This window comes from Pedobacter sp. ISL-64, from assembly GCF_018613605.1.
In the GTDB taxonomy this organism is placed as follows: Bacteria; Bacteroidota; Bacteroidia; order Sphingobacteriales; family Sphingobacteriaceae; genus Pedobacter.
The window spans coordinates 115,311-134,421 of sequence record NZ_JAGGPU010000002.1 but is presented as its reverse complement, the minus strand read 5'-3'; the positions used below and the strand labels follow the sequence as shown (position 1 = coordinate 134,421).

Sequence of the window (19,111 nt, the reverse complement as noted above, 5' to 3'; positions counted from 1 at the left end):
TTTCTTAGAAATTTACATTAACACCTAAAACGTATGCAGTTGGAATCCTCAAGCCACCCGTTTCCGGGTCGATACTAAGCTCTTCTTTAGTCCAGCTGAAATTTGGATTGTCTATCTGGAAGCGAAACTTAACATTCGCTATGCCCAGCTTTTTTATAGGCGATGGCCGTAAACTATAGCTAAGAACAATATTTCTCACCTTAAAGAAGTCGGCAGATTTCACAAATTCATCCGCATAAACCATCGGATTGGCATTTGCTTCTTCCTGATAATACTCACCAAAACCCGGAATGGTGGTATTGGTATTGGTTGGTGTCCAACTGTTCAGAATGGTGTTTGATAAGGATCCATATTCTGGCTCATCATACAATCGCGGTGCATTGTCCCGTAAATAATGGCCGCCATAATAAACGGCATACACACTAAAGCTGAAATTTTTAAAAGAGACTTCGTTGTTAAAGGCCATCGACAACGTCGGATCCATGCCACCGCTAAAGACCACCGCATTAGGATCTGTATTGGGGATGGTAGATGTGGTTAAGCTTCCATCAGACAAAAGCCATTGCGGTAAGCCAGTCGCATCTAAACCACGAAACTGATAGGAATATAAGGACTTAACCGGGTGATCTACGGTAAAGGCCCCACTTCCGGCAAGCAGGCCCGGGGTACTGGCAACCTGATCTACCGAGGTAATCTTGTTTTTGTTTTTACTGATGACAATGGAACTCGTCCAGCCCAGTTGATGCTCCCGCCCCGGCCTAAACCAGTCGTAATTTAACCCCAGTTCTACACCCTTGTTAAGCATATCACCGTTATTGATCACCAGGCTCGAAAATCCCAGCGTTGCATCCAACCGCTTTCTGGCAAACAGGTCTGTTCCTTTTTTCCTGTATACATCAAAATTACCCCTCAAACGCTGATCGAGTAACCCAAAATCAAGTCCAATATTGATCGTACTGGTTTTTTCCCAACGCAGTTTATCATTCGGTGGGATCACAATGTTTGCAATTGGCTCCCTGGTGAAGGTATTTGTGCCAGCAATATTTGCCGTAAGTTTCGAGGTATAGTTCAGGTCGATATTGCCTGTCACCCCATAACTCGATCTCAATTTCAGGTAATCAATCACCTTGATGTCTTTGATGAATTTTTCCTCAGACATAATCCATGACAAACCTGCTGACCATAATGGCCTGCCGCGGAACTTGGTGTCTCCTCCATATAAGTCTGCATAGTCTTTCCTTACAGAGCCAAAAGCATTGTACTTACCATCCAATGTGTACGTTAAGTTCGCATAACCTGAACCAAAACGGTGAATGACATCTCGGGTTCCAAACCTATTGATATCCGTTCCATACAATAAACTTGGAAAAACCATCGCACTGTAGAATGCATTAGGCTGTGTTCTCAGGGTTTCATAAACCAATGCCGTACTGGCCTGTGACTGCAATTGATCTACGTAGCCAAATAATGCACTTGATTTAAACTCCGCTCGGGTTTGCCTTAATTCTGCACCAGCCAAAAAAGATATCGCCCCACGGCCAATCTGCTTATCGTAATTGGTTTGTAAACGGGCAGTATAGCTTTGATTATTTGTTCTGGAAGTTTCCAACCTGCCTCCAGGCGGCAAAAGGTTTCTGAAACCGGTGGCCAGCCTGGTCGAAAATGTATTTTGTAAATAACGCATGGTGTAACTTTCCTTTTCTGAATAGCCCAGCGTCTCTGCATAGTTGTCCTCATATTGGAATTGAGGCCTGATACTTAATCCGGCTATCGGTTTAATATTCAAACTCACATAATAGCGGCTGTTCCTGGAAGAGGTATTGTTATAATCACGCTCCAGCTCGTCCAGATGATTAAATTTCATCGAATATAAATTCGCTGTCGACTCAAGAATAGTATTATTGGTACTATAGACATTGAAATAAGATAAGGAATATTGGCTTCTTGCACCCGTCGCATCAAAAAGACTGTAGTAAGAAGGTACATTGAAAGGATTAGTAGCCTCCGTATTGTTTTGTGCCCTGACCTTTCCTATAACCATATTTAAGCCATAGTCAACATCTATCCATTTGGCTAGATTATAACTGCCTTTAAAAAATATATTCAGCTGACGGTTATAAGCATTGATAATACCTGTATTGTCTGTTTTGTAATTCAAGACCAGGCTGGATTGCGACCGCTCTCCACTAGTCCTTAAGGCCAAATTATATTGCTGGATCAACTGGTTTGATAAGGCATTGTTCTTATAGTCTTTTACAAAATCGTTGGCTTTAAAAGTGTTTAGTCTGGATTGCAGATCCGCATTGTTGATCTGTCCTTTTGCCAATTGGTAATACGCATATTGTACAGGTGTTACCGAAAGGCCGCTTTGAATGTTAGATTCGAAAGTTTGCGTCATTTGGGCCGGATTCCCCGCAGCATTTCGGTTAAACCAGTAGTCGTAATACCTACCTTCTACGTCTACCTGTTGTGCTGGCGTCATGTAGTTGTAATTGCTGTAATCGGGCTTTTGGAAATAATTGTAATTCGTAGCGAATTCAACCACGGTTTTGCCCTTTACCTTTGCTCGTTTTGTAGTCACAACAATCACTCCATTGGAGGCTTTTGCACCATAGATGGCTGCGGCGGCAGCATCTTTCAGCACACTTACACTTTCAATGTCATACGGATTAAGATCAGCGACCGAACCCTCAATCGGGAAGCCGTCTACGACCACCAGAACCTGCTGATTGGCTTGCATGGTCGACAAGCCCCGCACTGTAACTGTACTGTTGTAGTATACCAAGCCTGGGACTTTACCTTCCAGGTTGCTCAACAGATTGGTTACATTTCGCTTTTCCAGTTCTTCTGATCCTATAGTGGTAATTGCCCCGGTAACCTTTGCACTCTTGATGTTCTGATATCCGGTAGATACCGTAACCTCTCCCAGAACAGCCACCTGTTCTTTAAGAACAATTTCCAATGGAGCCCCATCTTTAAGGGCCACTTCCTGAGAAACGAATCCTATAAAAGACACGATTAGAATATCATTTTGGTCAACGTTTTGGATGAAGAATTCTCCTTTCTGATTCGTTTTAACCAGCTGATCCTTTCCTTTTACAGCAATAGATGCACCTGCCATAAGATTGCCCTGGGCATCCTTAATTACGCCGTGTATATCAATCCTATTAAATTTGGAAATCAACCTGTCCATAAAAGAGGTTTCCTTTTTTCGGATAATGACGGAATTCTCGTTGATCTCATAAACGAGCGGCTGACCTGCAAGCAGACTATTCAATGCTTCCTCGATAGTAGCATTATTAAGGTGGATATCTACAGGTTTAATGGATTGAACAATTTTCGCATCAAAGAAAAAGTCGTAGCCCGTCTGTTTTCTTATTTTTTGAAACATTTTTTCAAGTGAAGCCTTTTTTTCTGAGAGCGTGACACGCTGTCCAAATGTATTGGCACTTACCTGAATTAGAAACGTGGTCATAAAGACTATAATCAACTTCATAATCAATAGAAGTTTTGAAGGCAGCTTTTTACGGGACATGCCTGGTTTAAAAGCATATTTATTCATACTTTTGAATGTTTGGGTTAATACGTAAAATGGACTTGAAATTTGTTTTTTAGGGTTAACTCAGATGTAATCTCCATGTTCCTGATTCCAGTCGGGGACATGGTTCTTTATCTTAAAAACCACTGTTTTGTATTAATCCTGCTGTCGTAGATATTTTCTCATATTGAATGGTTTAGTTGATATATTAATTGGTTAATTATTATTAGGCAAGACTGTAATTTTTTTTCCCTGGATGTTGAAACGTACCATTTTGGTAAGTTCCATCATTTTTAACACCGCGGATATATTTTTTGAGCGGGATACAAAGCCGCCGAGAATCATATTAGAGTCTACTCCTCCAGCATAATATACGTCCACGTCATACCAGCGGGCTATCTCTTTCATAATTGTTTGAAGCGACTCTGCTTTAAACACAAAATCTCCTTTTACCCAGTCAATTTCATCATCCGTATCGGCTGTTATGACCTGAATAGAATTTTTACTTATTAAAGATTTCTGACCGGGGAATAGCTTTACAACTTTTCCATCATGACTTATCTGAACACTTCCTTCCAGCAATGTTGTTTTACAAATCGGGTCATCATCATACGTATTGACATTAAAATGTGTTCCCAATACCTTAATCTCCTGTCCGGGTCCCTTTACAATAAATGGTCTGGCTTTATTCTTTGCTACTTCAAAATATCCTTCCCCAATCAACTCTACTACTCGTTTTTGTCCGGAAAATTGTGCAGGAAACTTTAAACTTGAAGCCGCGTTAAGCCACACTTTCGTTCCATCGGGCAGGGTAAATATATAGGTCTGGGCTTTTGCTGTTTCGGCCGTATAGTTAGTACTGTGGGAATCAGTTACACTTCTGAGCTCCGAGCCATCCTCATACTTCAGGGCAGCTCCAGAGGCTGCCACCAAACCATTTTTTTTTCCATTTAATTTAATTTTTTGACCATTAGACAAAGTAATTGTGGCACCGAGGCCACCCGGTAGGACATCGTTTTGGTAGGCGATGGACTTGGGGCTCAAGCCGGGAGCACTTCTCAATATAAAGAATAAAGTTCCAAACACTAAGACTGCCACAGCAGCAGCTGCAAAAGCAATTTTTGGCCACAACCTGATTTTTCTAACCGGTAAATTCAGTTGAATAGACTCCCATATTTCTTTTTGTATTATCGGGTAATCTTCGCTTTCAGGATGTTGCATTTGCCGATAGGATTCTCTGGCATACCAATTTTCTAACAACATTTGTTCTTCATGGCTGCTTTTGCCATCCTGGTATTTTTGAATTAATGCTTGAACTTCCCGATTATCCATATTTCGTCAGGCTTAGGTTTACCTGTTTAATAGTAATACAGATCAGAAAGACTTAGGGGTTAGGGATAACCTAAAAAAAAATCATTTTATTTTATCCAGCCAAATGAGCATAAAAAATACACCTGAAACATATCCACCTAACTTTGCTTTCAAAATAACCAGTGCATTGTGTACCTGTGCCTTTACAGTCTGCTCCGAAATTCCCAATTTTTCCGCAATTTCCCGATGTGAAAGGCTTTCTAACCGACTTAATTCAAAAACCTTTTTCATTTTGGGTGGTAATTTTTCGATTTCCATGGCAACAATACCCATCAATTCACGAGCATCCAATTTATCCATAGTTTCTGTGCTAACTTCAGTTGCGTAGGCAGATATCAATTTCAGGAAGTCATTTCTGGTATTACCCTTTTGTATAAGGTTAAATACTTTATTTCTGGAAGCAATGTATAGATACCCAGGAAGATTGGCATCTGCTCGGATCAATTCTGGCTTTGTCCATAAACCCATGAACAGATCCTGAACCAAGTCCTTTGCCGCCTCTTCATCTCTTAGCATCTGATTCACTTTGTAATAAATCACCATGCCGTAACGATTGTAAATTTCCGCAAAGGAGGCATGGTTGCCGTCTTTTAGCATGACAACTAACTCAGAATCCGTATAATTGCCATATTGCGTCATTACAATCCCCTTTCCTCGATTTTGAGGTCAATATATTGATTTTAATGTATCAAACCAGATTATTATTAAAGTGAAGGCTTCTGGGCAACGACCTTTCGAAATAAGAGATTCTAATAAATTAAATCTTCACCGCCTCAATTGTAAATGGTGATTCCTTAGTTTTGGTTTTTCCGCCCATTATCTTTTTAGTTTTGTAATTAAATTACCTCGTACGTTCTATAGTCGGTATAACCTTTGGCTCCACCGCCATAAAACGTGGTTCTGTCGTACGGATTTGGCGCAATTCCATTGATAAGTCTATAGGGAAGATCTGGCGTGGAGATAAAATGACGTCCAAACGCCACCGCATCTGCATAGCCTTTTTCAATTACCGTTTCCGCTCTTTGCTTGTCAAATCCCCCTGCTGCAATCATTGGATTTTTATAAAATCCCCTAAATTGTTTAACCGCAAAATCCTCGATATCAATTACCGTTTCCTTTTGTCCCGGCAGGAGCATTGCTGTTGATTCCCGGTTTTCTATAACATGAAGGTAGGCGAGGTTGTATTTGGCCAATTGATTGACCACATGACTGTACAAAGGCATTGGATCGGGTTCGGCTACAATATTTCCGGTATAAAATGGCGAAATGCGAATTCCTACTTTATCATTGGGCCAAACCGAGAGTACAGTCTCCACAACTTCCAATAGCAACTTCTCCCTGTTTTCGATACTGCCACCATATTCATCTGTGCGGTGGTTGCTTACAGATCGTAAAAATTCTTCGATCAGGTAACCGTTCGCTGCATGGATTTCCACTCCATCAAATCCCGCTTTTTGGGCGTTGATAGCTGCGTTACCGTAATCGGCTAGAATGGCTTTAATTTCTTGTATTGTTAATTCATGTGGAGTTTCATAAGGAGCCCTGGAGAAGCTGGGCAAATAAGCTTCGCCTATGGCAGCGAGAGGCGAGGGTGCTACAGGCAATTTCTCATCCGGCTGGAGGGATGAATGTGATACCCTGCCCACATGCCAAAGTTGCAAAAATATAACCCCGCCTTCTTCGTGAACTGCATCTGTTACTTTTTTCCAGCCAGCCACTTGCTCTTCATTATAGATGCCCGGCGTGCCGGGAAAGCCTTTTCCTTGCGGAGATATCTGGCTTCCCTCTGCGATTATCAATCCTGCTGATGCCCGTTGACGGTAATATTCCGCATTCAGTCCTGATTGTACATCACCATCACCTGCTCTCATTCTTGTAAGCGGTGGCATCACAATTCTATTTTTTAAGGTGTAAGCTCCAACTTTGGTTGGTGCTGATAAGACAGTATCCATATGCTATTTATTCTATTATCTTCAATTAGCCTTAACAAGGCCTGTTCTATTTCATGGTCAATCACTGGCTGAAAATTAATTACTTCAGAAAAAATCTAATCAGCCTATCAGTAAGTTTCCCAAATGGAGCGTGGAGCATATCCATGCCGTTCCAAATGCCCTGCTCGTAGATCCCTTTAGCGTGGCTAAGTGTGCGAAATCCTTCGATGCCGTGATACTGCCCCATACCGCTATCACCAACACCGCCAAATGGAAGATCATCTTGCGCAATGTGCGAAAATGTTCCATTAACGGTCACATTTCCAGAAGTAGTACTGTTCAACACTTTTCGCTTTTCATTGTTATCCTTACCAAAATAATAAAGTGCCAATGGTCTTGGTCGATGGTTTACATAATTAATGGCACCCTCAACACTGCGATAAGGTAACACCGGCAATATAGGCCCAAAAATCTCTTCATGTGCAATCTTCATCTCATCGGTCACGCCCAGTACAATTTTAGGAGCCATCGTATGCGGACGTTTGGATGCGTCTTCTGGTTTAACGCCGATTTCTATGATCTTAGCACCGAGTTTTTTTGCATCATCAAGCAAATCCTGCAAAATTTCATATTGTTTGTCATTGATGATGGAAGTATAATCCTCACCAGTTGGCCCATCCGGATAGGCTTTCTTTACCTCCCTATCATAAGCATTTACAAAAGTTTCTACTTCAGCTTCGTGTACTAAAACATAATCTGGTGCAATACAGGTTTGTCCTGCACTCAGTAATTTTCCATACACAATTCTTGAAGCTGCCTTTTCAAACGAATAACCTTTGCCCATAATTACCGGCGATTTGCCTCCGAGCTCTAAGGTTACAGGAACGAGATTTTCACTGGCCGCTTTCATTACAGATCGCCCGACTGACGTACTTCCGGTAAAGACCAAATGATCAAAAGGTAACTTAGAAAATGCTGCACCATCGCCATTTACAAGTGTTACCTGATCTGCAGGGAAAATAGCTTTAAACATTGCTTCAATAACCGCATTGGTTGCAGGTGTAAACTTCGAGGGTTTGAGCATTACCCTATTCCCGGCAGCGATTGCGGTAACAACAGGCATCAACGACAAATTAATGGGATAGTTCCAGGGCGATATAACGCCTACAACCCCGAGTGGTTGATACTCTACATGAGCTTTCCCCAATTTCATGTGCATGGCCACATGGCGATCTTGAGGTCGCATAAATTTGCGGAGATTTTTATAGAGATATTTAATCCCTTCAACTACCCCTAAGATTTCTACGACATCCGTTTCGTGTTTTGATCGATGACCAAAATCGGCATTAATTGCCTTTTCTATATCTTCTTTCCTGGCAATCAATGCTGCCTTAAACTTTTTTAGATCAGATCGTCTCTGTTCCAGTGTGGGTGCGCCATCACGCAGAAAGGCGTGTCTTTGAACTTGAAGTATCTGCAGGAGCAGATCATCTCCTGCCACTATTGTCTCTATCATATCATTTAGATTTAATGTCTATCAATTTCGGTTACTTACTTCAACAGTTTTGCGTTTTTCGCAGTATTTACCAGTCCATAAGCCACATTAGGAGCAATACGGTGCATCAGGTAAACCAATTTCGTATCGCCCACCCGAATGGTATATGTATTTTTCTTGATAGCTGAAATCAGTTCAAAAATCAGTTTTTGGGGAGTGATGGTTTTGGTATCAAGGTTTTCTGTCATGCTGGTGGCTACTACAGGAGGCAATAATTCAAACACCTTAACTTTACTGCCAATAATGTTTAAATGATCTCGCAGGGCGACCGTATAGAAACGAACTGCCGCCTTACTAGCCGAATAGGTTGGTGCAAGATTAAATGGAACATAACTCAGTACCGATGATGTATTGATAATGGCACTTTCTTTTTTTGATTGTAACATATCCATAAAAAGATTGTTCAATCGGATAACCCCAAGATAATTGATGTTGATCTCGGCCTCTGCCGATTTAAAATGTTTGTCATCAGCCTTGCCCAAATTGGCCGGACCACTCATGATCCCTGCATTATTGTACAAGATATCAATGCCTCCCAATGTTTTAACCTGATCGAAAAGTGATTGCGCATCATTCGCATCGGCTACGTCGCTTTTTATCGTAGTGATGGATGGATAAGTTTTTTTTGCAGCATCCAACTTTGCCTGATCTCTGCCAGTGATAATCACTTTAGCGCCACCAGCCAAAAACTGTTTGGTAGCTTCCAGTCCGATACCTGCGGCACCGCCTGTAATTAATATTGTTTTTCCTTTAATTTCCATGATTTCTGTTTTTTGTTGTCTAGTATGGTTTATTGTCCAAATTGTTTCAAGTGATAGTCGATATGCATGGTGAGCAGCCTTCCCCATTCTTTATCTGTCATTTTACCGAATAATGGATGTGGGCCCCAAGCTGCTGTATTCTTGCTTTTGCTTGCCCTGCTGATGATTTCAATCAATAGTTTTTTTTCCTTTTCGAAATCAAAATGCTCTTCAGGCGGGATTTTAAAAGTTAGGGGTATCCGCAATCCTTTGGGTTGTTTGGAAAGTACATCTACCAATATAAACTTAAATGTGGTTCTCGACATCCAAAAGCTTTCATCCGGTAGGTCAAAATAATCCAGGGCGGTTCCGGTAGCCAAGTTTAAATGATGCAACATTTGCGCTGGTGTCATCGTGCCCCATACCCGCCCTGATTGTGACGTAAGGCCATTTATTCTGGTGATGTAAGTCTGCAATTTCTCGTCGGTAAAAAAATCCTTCCCCCTGATCCCTTTCACAAAAGGTTGCTTAATAGTGGCAAAAAGTATCGGAAAAACACTGTGCAGTAAATGCCTGTTGATTACTTTCCTATCGAGTTTTGCTTTTACATTCTTAGCTTCAATTGATGGATTGTCCTTGTTATTTATTTCGGTTGTTTTTTCTTTTCTGGCTTGTGCGCTAGCGCCTATTACAGTAAACAGTACTATGGCCAGTGTTAAGATTAGCTTATTCATTTTTTTTATTTAGATGGCGTTTAAACTTAGTTTTTTAGCTTATGTCTGGACTAAACACCAAATTGTTTGAGGTGATAATCGATATGTTTTGACAATAATTTAGCCCATTGGCTATTACTTAAGTGTCCGAAGCCGACATGCGCCGTCCAACTTGAGGTGCTTTTACTACTGGTGGCTGTCGCAATGATTTCTAACAGGATATTTTTTTCCTGCTCGAAATCAAAATGCCGGTTTAAGGGGATTTTAAAGCCAACGGGCATTTTCAGTCCTTTTGGCATCTGTGGCAAAATATCTATCAACAGCCATTTAAAAATAGTTCTTGTTAAGAAGGTGCTTTCATCTGCCAGATTGAAATAACCCAATGAACTACCGCATGCAAGGTTTAGATGATGCAACATCTGATCTGCTTCCATGGTTCCCCACTGGCGCTCCGAATGTGGCGTCAAACGGTTTATCCGTTTGGTATATACCGATAGCGCTTTGGGGGTAAAGAATTCCTTACTTCCCACTTTTTCTGTTTCTGATTTTTGCGACATCTTATTATTGTTTTTGTTAAGCAAATTTAAGCACTTGATTAGGCGATGATTAGAACGAAAGTAGCATTGTCTAACACAAAAAAACGGAGTTAGATGGGCAAGGGGGGCTTTTGATTTGAGAACGGCGGGGGTAATTATCGCGGGTCAAGGTTTTTAGCCTCTAAAGCTTGCGATGAATACCTGTTTTTAATTGATATGCTTGGTTACAAATGATGAAGGAGACACGCCGGTTTCCCTTTTAAACAGCCTGGAGAAATAGGACATATTCTCGAAACCTAAAGCGTAGGCAATCTCAGATACGGTGCTATCATTGGTTCTCAATCGATTTTTGGCTTCATTGATCAGGGCGAGATGAATGAGGTCCTGCGTGGTTTTTCCAGTTTCTATTTTCAGGAGGTCAGTCAGGTATCTACGGGAAATATTCAGGCGCTCTGCGAGGTAGGCTACACTCGGCAAGCCTTGCAAAATAGATCCATCTTCGATATATTGAGCCAATACTTTGTTAAATTCCGTAACCGTTTTGCCAGAGAGCGGCTTGCGGTTGATAAATTGTCTTTTATAAAATCTTTCTGCATACTTCAAGATGGAATTGATGTTCGCCATAATGATTTCCCGACTGAATTCGTCTTCGTTGTTGTTATATTCCAGTTCTATCGTATTAAAAAGATTCCAGATTACCTTTTCTTCCTTTGGCGCCAGGTGAAGTGCTTCGTTGGTTTCATAGTCAAAAAATGAATACTTCTGAATCTCCTGGTTCAGGCTATGCCCGTTTAAAAAGTCCTCATGAAAAAATAAGATATAACCATCTTCTTCAAATTCAAGATTTTTCATTTCAACAACCTGTCTTGGTTTAATAAAAACCATTGACCCTGTTTCATGGTCCAATTTTGTTCTACCATAGATCATAAAGCCAGCTTTCACCTTCTTCAGCCCAATCATATAGCAATCGCTGGTAAATTCAGGCTGATTGATCACCAGGTTTTCCTGGATTCTGATCAAGGCTAATAATGGATGTTCTGGTGGGGCCATTCCATTCGAACGTGCCATCTCACTAAGGGATTTGAAGTGTTGCATCTGATGATTTTTTATTTTCTATATTCAGTAGACAGATGGGATAAATTAGTCCTATTAAATATACCATTATCCGAAGACAAATTTATTCTACTGTTATTTAATGATTTAACACAAAAGGAAGAATCTCTAACACAAAACAACATCATTTTGGACTCAACAGCTGTGAAGAGAAAACTATTCGCTTCCCCTTTTTAATGATAATTAATTAGCCAAATGCTAGCAATCAAGTAGCTGTTAAGGTTTCTCTTTTACCTTTTTAACACCTGGCCGATTAATTTTGACTATTGTTAAACAGTTTAATTTTCCTGTTAAGACCATGGCTCTAAAACTACTTTTCCGGTAGATTTTCTCCCTTCCACTAATCGATGTGCTTCTTCGGCTGCTGACAAAGGCAGTACTGCACCTATTTGTAAATCCAATTTTCCGCTCAATACAAATCCAATAATTTCTACAAGCGTGCTTTGGATCATTTCTGGGAAGGCAAGGTAGGCAAAGATGCTAAAGCCAGTAACCGAACGGGTAGGAACGGTCAGCTTCCAAGGGTCGATCAATGGAATTTCACCGCTCGACTGACCTAAATAAACCATACGACCAAAGGCTGCCATTGTATCTAAAGCTTGCTGGGTTGTTTCGCCGCCCGCCATTTCGATCACCACATCCACACCTTTGCCATCAGTCATTTCTTTTACCTGCTCCACCCAGTTAGGATCGGTATAATCTACCGAAGCATCGGCACCCAAATCTTCTGCAATTTTGCGTTTTTCTGCTGAACTTGCCGCAGCTATTATTTTTCCTGCACCATACAATTTAGCCAACTGCACCGCAAACGAACCTACACCACCGGCAGCACCTTCTATCAAAATACTTTCACCGGGTTGCATTTTGGCGGTATGTTTAATGGATAACGCAGCGGTTAAACCTTGTGCCATCAATGTTGTAGCTTGCACGGCGCTAATTCCGGGAGGAACAGGAACAACCAAAAACGTCGGTACAGCCACATATTGGGCATAACCTCCTGTTGGCGGCGTGGCAATCACCAAAGCGCCAATTTCAAAGGTGGTAACTCCTTCTCCCAGTTCTGTTATGGTACCAACCACTTCTGCACCGATGGTATAAGGACCATCAGTTTGTTCAGGATAATAACCTCCTCTTCTCCGTGTAATATCAGCGAAGTTTACACCCGCAGCTTCTACTTTGATCAACACTTCGCCTGCCTGTGCTTGTGGTGTTGAAACTTCTTCAAATTGGAGAACTTCTGGCCCTCCAATTTCGTGGAATCTTATGGCTTTCATTTTACTTAAGCTTTTATTTAGGCTAATTAATTTTTAAGAAATGTATTGATGTACTGTGTAGATAGTTCAGGGTATTGAAATTGCATCCCATGACCCGAATTAGGCAAAATGATGTGCTGAACTGTTGGGGCATTTTTCAATAGCGGGAACCAATTTTCAACAGCAAAAGAAATATCGTGATCGGCAGAAATTACTAAAACAGGTGTTTTTAATGTAGCATAAGCTTCCCGGAAATGATCTGCATCCGCGTTTAATTGTGGAACAACTGCAAAATATCTATCGAATATTTCTTGAGTTGAAGGGATTTTAGACACATCGGCATGGGCATAGATTCTTTTAGCGGATGCCTCTGCTGCTGCAATACTTTCTTTAGATTTTGGTTCATAGAATATTACAACTGCATCTTCAAAATCATTTACTGGTTTCAAGGCTCTTTCCATAAAAGCCTGTTCTATTTCAACTGCATTTTTACCCATAGGATTGCTACCGATTACTACAGTTTTGAGTACTCTATCTAGGTTTAAAAAAGTAGCGTATTGTGCTACCAAACCACCATAAGACCAACCCATAACGTTGTATTTATCAATTTTGAGGTAATCAGCTAATTTTGAAATCTGGCTCGCCACTACTTTAATATCTGTTGGTAATGTACCTTCCGAATAACCAATTCCAGGGTAATCAAATGTAATAACGGTATAATTTTTGGCTAATAAATCCAAAAACAAAGGATCCCATGTATCTAATGTTCCTCTAAAGCGGTTAGCGATTATGATTGGTGCGCCCGCTCCAAATTTTCGATATGCAATTTTTTGATTATCAATTAATGCATACTCGGTTTTTGCTGTTGTTGTGAATTGTGTTTCCATTTTTATTTTTTTAGTTATTAATTTTAATAAATGCTTCCTGGATAGCTGAATGGTATTTTTTAGTTTCCCCAACTGGTACTTCGAACTGACTTTTTTCTATTGCTATAAATAATTCATCAGCAACTTCTGCTGGAGGGATTCCATTTGCACCGCCGATTGCAGCTGAAAACTGGGTATTTACCAATGGTGGGAAAACTTCAAAAACTTTTACGTTTTCATTTTCTGCCAACTTATCCCTCAAACCTTCGGTATAATTGTGCAGTGCGGCTTTACTGGCAGCATAGGTTGGACCATATGGATTTCCCCTGAAGGCTGCAATTGAAGTAATATTAATTATGGCTGCACTTTCCTGCTTTAATAATTGAGGCAACATTAATTCTGTAAAATCAATCACCGCAACGTAGTTGGTATTCATTTCTTTTGCGGCAATTTCTGATGAATTTAAAGTAGGGTCGACTAAATCATTTAGAAATGCAATACCCGCATTATTGACAATGATATTGACTTCCGGATATTTTTCATTTAATTCTTTGGTAATGCGCATACGATCTGTTTTGTCTGATAAATCACCTTGGATGGCGATTGTATTTTCCAATTCTTTCAAAGCGGTTTGAAGACGTTCTTCATTTCTTCCGTTGATAATGATATTGTTGCCGGCAGCACTTAATTTTTTAGCGATGGCCAAGCCTATTCCGGCACTTCCGCCAGAGATAAAAATGGTATTTCCTGATGTATTCATTTTATTATTTTTAAATTTATTTGTATTGTTTGTAGTTAGGACAGAGATTGAAGCGGCATCCTTCCCTTCGCTTTAGATGACAAAAACGGTATAGAGCCCACCTGGTTGCCAAATCATTTTAGTGATTAAATATTGGATAATCGGTGTACCCTTTTTCCCCAGGTGTGTAAAATGTTGCCTGATCAGGTGTGTTGAGCGGCACATCGGTTTTGTAACGTTCTACCAAATCTGGATTGGCCAAAAATGGCACGCCAAAAGAGACCAGATCGGCATCGCCGTCATTAATGATTTTTGTTGCCTTTTCTTTGTTGAAGCCGTTGTTGATGATGATGGTTCCGTTATAGATTTTACGGAAGTGTTTGGCAACTTGTGGAATTGCGTTTTGGTTTGCTGAAACATCGGTAAATGGTTCTAACAAGTGGATGTAGGCTAAACCGTAAGCGTTTAATCTATTTGTGATGTAATCGTATAATTCGATTGTTTCATCATCTACATTAATCCCCATCATTCCATGTAAAGAAGGATTGAAACGGATGCCCACTCTCGCTAGATCAACTACCTGTTTTAATTCTTCCAAAACTTTGAACAGAAACCTCGAACGGTTTTCTACTGACCCGCCATAACTATCAGTACGTGTGTTTGAGTTTTTCGAGAAAAATTGCTGGAACAGATAGCCATTGGCGGCATGTAGTTCTATGCCATCAAAATTTGCCTCGAATGCATTGATTGCCCCTTGCTTAAAATCGGCAATGGTTTGTTTAATGTCTTCCAAACTCATTTCTTTTGGCATAACACTGTCCTTAAAACCTTCGGCTGTAAAAACTTTAACATTGGGATTAATTGCTGATGGTGCTAAAGGCAAATCTCCTCCATGTAAATCCGGATGCGAATTGGCGCCCGTATGCCAAAGCTGTGCGAAGATTTTTCCATCTTTTTCGTGCACCGCGGTAGTTGTCAATTTCCAGCCTTCAATTTGGGCTTTGCTATAAATACCCGGAACGTTCACCACCCCAACTGCTTCGCTGCTTACGAAGGTACCTTCTGTTATGATTAAACCTGAGGTGGCTCTTTGTACATAATATTCGGCAGTAAGTGCTGTCGCTACATTTTCGGGATTGTTGGAGCGACTTCTGGTCATGGGCGCCATTACCATTTTATTGTTTAATTGTAGACCATTCAGGTTGTAATTATCGAAAAGTGAATTGGTATCCATTGTATTTTAAAATTTTCTATTTAAATTTGCTTGTGTTTTGCAAGTACAAATGTAGATAATTACTTTTGATTTGCAAGTGATTTTTAATTAATTTTGAAAAATTTGAAAAATAAAGCAAACAGATCTGGTTGCCCAATCAGCAGTATGTTGGATATATTTGGGGATAAATGGTCTTTACTGATCATCAGGGATATGATATTTTCTGATAAAAACACCTATGGTGATTTCTTAAAATCAGATGAAAAAATTGCGACCAATATATTAGCTTCCAGGCTACTGGTAATGGAAGAAAATGGGGTTATAAAAAGATTAGAGCACCCGGACAGTAAAGCAAAGGTTTTGTATGTGCTAACCGGGAAGGGAATTGACTTACTTCCTGTTCTACTTGAAATACAATTTTGGTCAGATAAGCATCTTTCTGTTTCTACTGAAATACGAGCACTTTTAAAAGAAGCGAAAAAGGACAGAGAAAAATTTATAAAAACAAAGACGAAAGAGCTAAAAAGGAGATTTGATGCTTTAGTCATTTTACCGCACCAAGCCCCAAATAGTTGAGGAGCCGGATGCCATGAAAGTGGTACGTGCGATTTTGAACCCAAGTGCGGGAGATCCCCGCACTTGGGTCTGCGGTAGAGAAATTTTATTAATCGTTTTCTTCGAATTATTCCTATCTCAGCAGGTTGCTGATCCGTTTCTGCTCAGTGCAAAGAGTAAAACCTTATGGCGCCTCAAAAAGTGGGGAAGAACCCAGTTTAAATTCGGAACGGGGGGCAATTAAAAAATGAGGTGATAATGGATAGGATTTCATAGAAGTTCTTCCGTATGAATAAATCTACTATCGAATATCAATCCTGAAATCCTTATTTTAGCGTTATGGAAGTTGTAAGGTCGCTATTGTTTTTTATTATTGCTGGAATCTTTGAAATTGGAGGTGGTTATTTGATATGGCTATGGTTAAAAGAAGATAAACCATTTTGGTACGGCATATTGGGAGGAATAATTCTAGCTCTTTATGGTATTGTGGCTACTTGGCAAACCGCTAATTTCGGTAGGGTATATGCAACTTACGGTGGTGTCTTTATTGTGTTGGCTTTAATATGGGCCTGGAAAGTAGATGGATTCAAACCTGATAGATATGATATAATTGGCGCTTCAATTGCTTTAATAGGTGCCTGTATTATTATCTATGCACCTCGTAATTAAATCAAAAAGAAATCATGATATTTTAAGCAATTTTATCTGGCTTTGCATTAAAGAAGATAAGCTGTGTTGGTTTGGATAATAGGTGCAATTATTCTTGCTCTTTACGGTATCTTAGCTACTTGGCAGGTAACCAACTTTAGCCGAGTTACGCCACTTAGTAAATACAAATAAGACAGAAAAAGATTTGAAATATATTACACGGACAGTTTGGATTTTATCGGTGGTAAGTTTATTGACCGACACTGCAAGCGAAATGCCTTATCCAATTATGCCGATCTACTAAAGTCGATTGGCTTTTCAATTGTATTAATAGGAATTCTTGAAGGTGTCGCCGAAGCAACTGCAGGCCTTAGTAAAGGCTATTTTGGTAAACTTTCCGATATTTCAGCTAAACATGTTCTGTTTGTACGAATTGGCTATGCTTTTAGCGTCATTTCAAAACCGATGATGGCTGTTTTCTGTATGGAAGAAAAAGCAGAAGAGTTGGAGTCAAAAGGGATCAAAATCGCTCTAGGTGATTATGACGAGCCTCTTTCGCTGATAAAGACATTTAGCGGCGTTGACAAATTATTATTGGTTTCAGCGACCGATTTGTCTAATCGGCTATCGCAGCATGCGAATATCATTGAGGCAGCTAAAGCCGCAAACGTTAAACATATCCTTTACACAAGCGGAGCCCGAACGATCGAAAATTCAGATTCTTTGTTATGGTTATTCATGCACGCCCATTTTGAAACGGAACGACTGCTTAAGGAAAGCGGGCTAAAATATACTATACTAAGAAATAGTTTGTATTTAGATACCATACCGCTTTTCATTGGAGATGTGAAACAATCGGGCGTGATCTATTTACCCGCGGGGGAAGGTAAATGGGATGGGCTTTACGTTCGGAAATGGCAGAAGCTGCTGCCGAGGTTTTAGTTTCGCAGGGGGCACGAATACAAACATTACGATCTTGTCAATATCGAAACTTACAGTTATCGCGATGTGGCAAATATATCTCTGAAATAATAGGTCGCACGGTGAATTATGTTTCTCCAACAAAAGAAACATTTATAAGTGCACTAGCTGAGTCAGGAATCTTCATCCCAGAAGAATATATAAGTATTATTCTGGCGCAATCGCATGGCAAAGGCGACTTTACAAGCGGGGATCTGACAAAACTTTTAGGCCGTAAGCCAACCTCGAAGCAATATTTAGCGCAAAATTTTCAAGCCTAATTAGCAAATTAGGATGGACAAGGCAGAAGGTTTTCCTGCCTTGTCATTTATTGGCTTTTCTAAAACTACCATTATCAAACTAGTTCCCCTGGTATAGGTATCAAAAAAGTTCGGCACTTTAAATTCTTTGGACGGCTAGGTTATATCCAGACCTTATACCGCACTTTTAATCACCTTGTCTACACCGGCGAGCAGATCAGCAAGGTCTTCCTGATGGGGTTCACCCTTTTTCACCGAATAACAATTTTTGATAAAATCCCCCATGCCCTGGACAAACCTCCAGGTGTAAAAATCATAAACCTCCTGTTTCTTTAAAAGATCATTCAGATCACCGATGGAGGGATTTCTTTTGCCGATCTTTAGGTTATGGGTAGCTGCGAGTTGGGCGAGATATTTTTCGAGCACGATCCCGCATATGATCGCAGCCGATCTGAACTGCTTGTTTTTAACGAGCAGTGCGGCCGATGCCAGCTCCGCATCTAAGATCTCTGCCTGCAGGTGCAGTTGGATGTCATAAAGGATGCTGTCAAAACGGCCTTCCACAGCATTTAAGATATTCAATTGCTGCTGAAAAACAGGGATTGCAGCATCAGGGGATACGACGATCTTTTTATCAAAACCGGTCGTTATGGTTATATTTTTGAGATAGTCCTCAATCACATAAGTTTCCGGCCTGACCTCCCTGCGGTTTTTTGGCTGTTCGTACAGCCTGATAAAATCAGCCAGGCGATCGGGCAGCAGCAGTTTGATGAGTACCTGCGCCTGGGAATACCAATGCTGGTAGGCATGGCTAAAGGACGGCAGTGTTTTTTTGAAAGCATGGTAATCCTTTTTGAGCACCTTGGTGAAATGCGCTTCCATCCGGTCAGGAAACTGTTCATCCTGCATGGCATTGAAAAGATTGGTGCCCTGTGAGGACAGCTTTTTAAATTCCGCTTTATGGTGTTCAAAATTCGCTTTCATGTAGCCCAAAAATATCGGCTTACATGAAATTTTCCAACGATTGATGCTAAATAATTTAGAATACCCCCGCAGGATCTGGGATTCGCCTCTGTGTGTGAGCGGGTTAGCGCACAAAGAGAGCCCCTGTTTATAAAGA

At 40.5% G+C, this 19,111-nt stretch carries 18 protein-coding genes; 4 read left to right on the top strand and 14 right to left on the bottom strand.

All coding sequences use genetic code 11. The annotated features are described in order from the left end of the window. Positions 1–4: 4 nt before the first annotated feature. The 13 genes from J7E57_RS03200 to J7E57_RS03140 form a co-directional block, all read right to left on the bottom strand. On the bottom strand, positions 5–3,562 hold the full coding sequence (locus J7E57_RS03200; RefSeq protein ID WP_215125160.1) for a SusC/RagA family TonB-linked outer membrane protein: 3,558 nt from the start codon (positions 3,560–3,562) through the stop codon (positions 5–7). Between the two features lie 192 nt (positions 3,563–3,754). Further along, positions 3,755–4,870, bottom strand: coding sequence for a FecR family protein (locus J7E57_RS03195; RefSeq protein WP_215125159.1), 1,116 nt, complete (start codon positions 4,868–4,870; stop codon positions 3,755–3,757). A gap of 81 nt (positions 4,871–4,951) precedes the next feature. Next, entirely contained in the window at positions 4,952–5,506 is a 555-nt protein-coding gene (locus tag J7E57_RS03190) for an RNA polymerase sigma factor (RefSeq protein WP_251029779.1), read from the bottom strand. Between the two features lie 239 nt (positions 5,507–5,745). Then, on the bottom strand, positions 5,746–6,861 hold the full coding sequence (locus J7E57_RS03185) for an alkene reductase (protein WP_215125157.1): 1,116 nt from the start codon (positions 6,859–6,861) through the stop codon (positions 5,746–5,748). Positions 6,862–6,940: 79 nt separating this feature from the next. Further along, positions 6,941–8,356, bottom strand: coding sequence for a coniferyl aldehyde dehydrogenase (locus J7E57_RS03180; RefSeq protein WP_215125156.1), 1,416 nt, complete (start codon positions 8,354–8,356; stop codon positions 6,941–6,943). A gap of 35 nt (positions 8,357–8,391) precedes the next feature. Next, positions 8,392–9,156: an SDR family oxidoreductase gene (locus tag J7E57_RS03175; protein ID WP_215125155.1), complete on the bottom strand. Its 765-nt coding sequence runs from the start codon at positions 9,154–9,156 to the stop codon at positions 8,392–8,394. Positions 9,157–9,185: 29 nt separating this feature from the next. After that, positions 9,186–9,869 carry a DUF1569 domain-containing protein gene (locus J7E57_RS03170; protein ID WP_215125154.1) on the bottom strand — a complete coding sequence of 228 codons (684 nt, stop codon included), beginning with the start codon at positions 9,867–9,869 and terminating at the stop codon, positions 9,186–9,188. Between the two features lie 50 nt (positions 9,870–9,919). Continuing rightward, a complete protein-coding gene (locus tag J7E57_RS03165; protein ID WP_215125153.1) occupies positions 9,920–10,405 on the bottom strand; it encodes a DUF1569 domain-containing protein in 486 nt (161 codons plus the stop codon). A 186-nt stretch (positions 10,406–10,591) separates the two neighbouring features. Next, positions 10,592–11,479, bottom strand: coding sequence for a helix-turn-helix domain-containing protein (locus J7E57_RS03160; protein WP_215125152.1), 888 nt, complete (start codon positions 11,477–11,479; stop codon positions 10,592–10,594). Positions 11,480–11,787: 308 nt separating this feature from the next. Next, positions 11,788–12,771, bottom strand: a complete 984-nt coding sequence (locus J7E57_RS03155; RefSeq protein WP_215125151.1) for a zinc-binding alcohol dehydrogenase family protein — start codon at positions 12,769–12,771, stop codon at positions 11,788–11,790. Between the two features lie 26 nt (positions 12,772–12,797). Next, positions 12,798–13,637, bottom strand: coding sequence for an alpha/beta fold hydrolase (locus J7E57_RS03150; protein ID WP_215125150.1), 840 nt, complete (start codon positions 13,635–13,637; stop codon positions 12,798–12,800). 10 nt (positions 13,638–13,647) lie between these two features. Further along, positions 13,648–14,376, bottom strand: a complete 729-nt coding sequence (locus J7E57_RS03145) for an SDR family oxidoreductase (RefSeq protein ID WP_215125149.1) — start codon at positions 14,374–14,376, stop codon at positions 13,648–13,650. 118 nt (positions 14,377–14,494) lie between these two features. After that, positions 14,495–15,589, bottom strand: a complete 1,095-nt coding sequence (locus J7E57_RS03140; protein ID WP_215125148.1) for an alkene reductase — start codon at positions 15,587–15,589, stop codon at positions 14,495–14,497. A gap of 102 nt (positions 15,590–15,691) precedes the next feature. Here J7E57_RS03140 and J7E57_RS03135 point away from each other — a divergent pair, with 102 nt between their 5' ends. The 4 genes from J7E57_RS03135 (at position 15,692) to J7E57_RS03120 (ending at position 18,012) form a co-directional block, all read left to right on the top strand. Further along, on the top strand, positions 15,692–16,144 hold the full coding sequence (locus J7E57_RS03135) for a winged helix-turn-helix transcriptional regulator (protein ID WP_251029778.1): 453 nt from the start codon (positions 15,692–15,694) through the stop codon (positions 16,142–16,144). Between the two features lie 318 nt (positions 16,145–16,462). Beyond that, the gene (locus tag J7E57_RS03130; protein ID WP_215125147.1) at positions 16,463–16,792 is read left to right on the top strand and encodes a YnfA family protein; all 330 of its coding nucleotides are present in this window, start codon (positions 16,463–16,465) and stop codon (positions 16,790–16,792) included. Between the two features lie 207 nt (positions 16,793–16,999). Then, positions 17,000–17,713 carry an NAD(P)H-binding protein gene (locus J7E57_RS03125; RefSeq protein WP_215125146.1) on the top strand — a complete coding sequence of 238 codons (714 nt, stop codon included), beginning with the start codon at positions 17,000–17,002 and terminating at the stop codon, positions 17,711–17,713. Beyond that, entirely contained in the window at positions 17,686–18,012 is a 327-nt protein-coding gene (locus J7E57_RS03120) for a hypothetical protein (protein ID WP_215125145.1), read from the top strand. The genes J7E57_RS03125 and J7E57_RS03120 overlap by 28 nt, the downstream gene beginning before the upstream one ends. A gap of 153 nt (positions 18,013–18,165) precedes the next feature. Here the strand turns inward: J7E57_RS03120 and J7E57_RS03115 are convergent, their stop codons facing one another. Continuing rightward, on the bottom strand, positions 18,166–18,975 hold the full coding sequence (locus J7E57_RS03115; protein WP_215125144.1) for a hypothetical protein: 810 nt from the start codon (positions 18,973–18,975) through the stop codon (positions 18,166–18,168). Positions 18,976–19,111: the final 136 nt, after the last annotated feature.

What these genes read in the sequence shown, in the direction of transcription:
- J7E57_RS03160 (WP_215125152.1), bottom strand. Translation starts at nt 11,479, where the DNA reads ATGCAACACTTCAAATCCCTTAGTGAGATGGCACGTTCGAATGGAATG.
- J7E57_RS03200 (WP_215125160.1), bottom strand. Translation starts at nt 3,562, where the DNA reads ATGAATAAATATGCTTTTAAACCAGGCATGTCCCGTAAAAAGCTGCCT.
- J7E57_RS03170 (WP_215125154.1), bottom strand. Translation starts at nt 9,869, where the DNA reads ATGAATAAGCTAATCTTAACACTGGCCATAGTACTGTTTACTGTAATA.
- J7E57_RS03120 (WP_215125145.1), top strand. Translation starts at nt 17,686, where the DNA reads ATGGCAGAAGCTGCTGCCGAGGTTTTAGTTTCGCAGGGGGCACGAATA.
- J7E57_RS03185 (WP_215125157.1), bottom strand. Translation starts at nt 6,861, where the DNA reads ATGGATACTGTCTTATCAGCACCAACCAAAGTTGGAGCTTACACCTTA.
- J7E57_RS03195 (WP_215125159.1), bottom strand. Translation starts at nt 4,870, where the DNA reads ATGGATAATCGGGAAGTTCAAGCATTAATTCAAAAATACCAGGATGGC.
- J7E57_RS03175 (WP_215125155.1), bottom strand. Translation starts at nt 9,156, where the DNA reads ATGGAAATTAAAGGAAAAACAATATTAATTACAGGCGGTGCCGCAGGT.
- J7E57_RS03140 (WP_215125148.1), bottom strand. Translation starts at nt 15,589, where the DNA reads ATGGATACCAATTCACTTTTCGATAATTACAACCTGAATGGTCTACAA.
- J7E57_RS03165 (WP_215125153.1), bottom strand. Translation starts at nt 10,405, where the DNA reads ATGTCGCAAAAATCAGAAACAGAAAAAGTGGGAAGTAAGGAATTCTTT.
- J7E57_RS03130 (WP_215125147.1), top strand. Translation starts at nt 16,463, where the DNA reads ATGGAAGTTGTAAGGTCGCTATTGTTTTTTATTATTGCTGGAATCTTT.
- J7E57_RS03145 (WP_215125149.1), bottom strand. Translation starts at nt 14,376, where the DNA reads ATGAATACATCAGGAAATACCATTTTTATCTCTGGCGGAAGTGCCGGA.
- J7E57_RS03190 (WP_251029779.1), bottom strand. Translation starts at nt 5,506, where the DNA reads ATGCTAAAAGACGGCAACCATGCCTCCTTTGCGGAAATTTACAATCGT.
- J7E57_RS03155 (WP_215125151.1), bottom strand. Translation starts at nt 12,771, where the DNA reads ATGAAAGCCATAAGATTCCACGAAATTGGAGGGCCAGAAGTTCTCCAA.
- J7E57_RS03115 (WP_215125144.1), bottom strand. Translation starts at nt 18,975, where the DNA reads ATGAAAGCGAATTTTGAACACCATAAAGCGGAATTTAAAAAGCTGTCC.
- J7E57_RS03150 (WP_215125150.1), bottom strand. Translation starts at nt 13,637, where the DNA reads ATGGAAACACAATTCACAACAACAGCAAAAACCGAGTATGCATTAATT.
- J7E57_RS03180 (WP_215125156.1), bottom strand. Translation starts at nt 8,356, where the DNA reads ATGATAGAGACAATAGTGGCAGGAGATGATCTGCTCCTGCAGATACTT.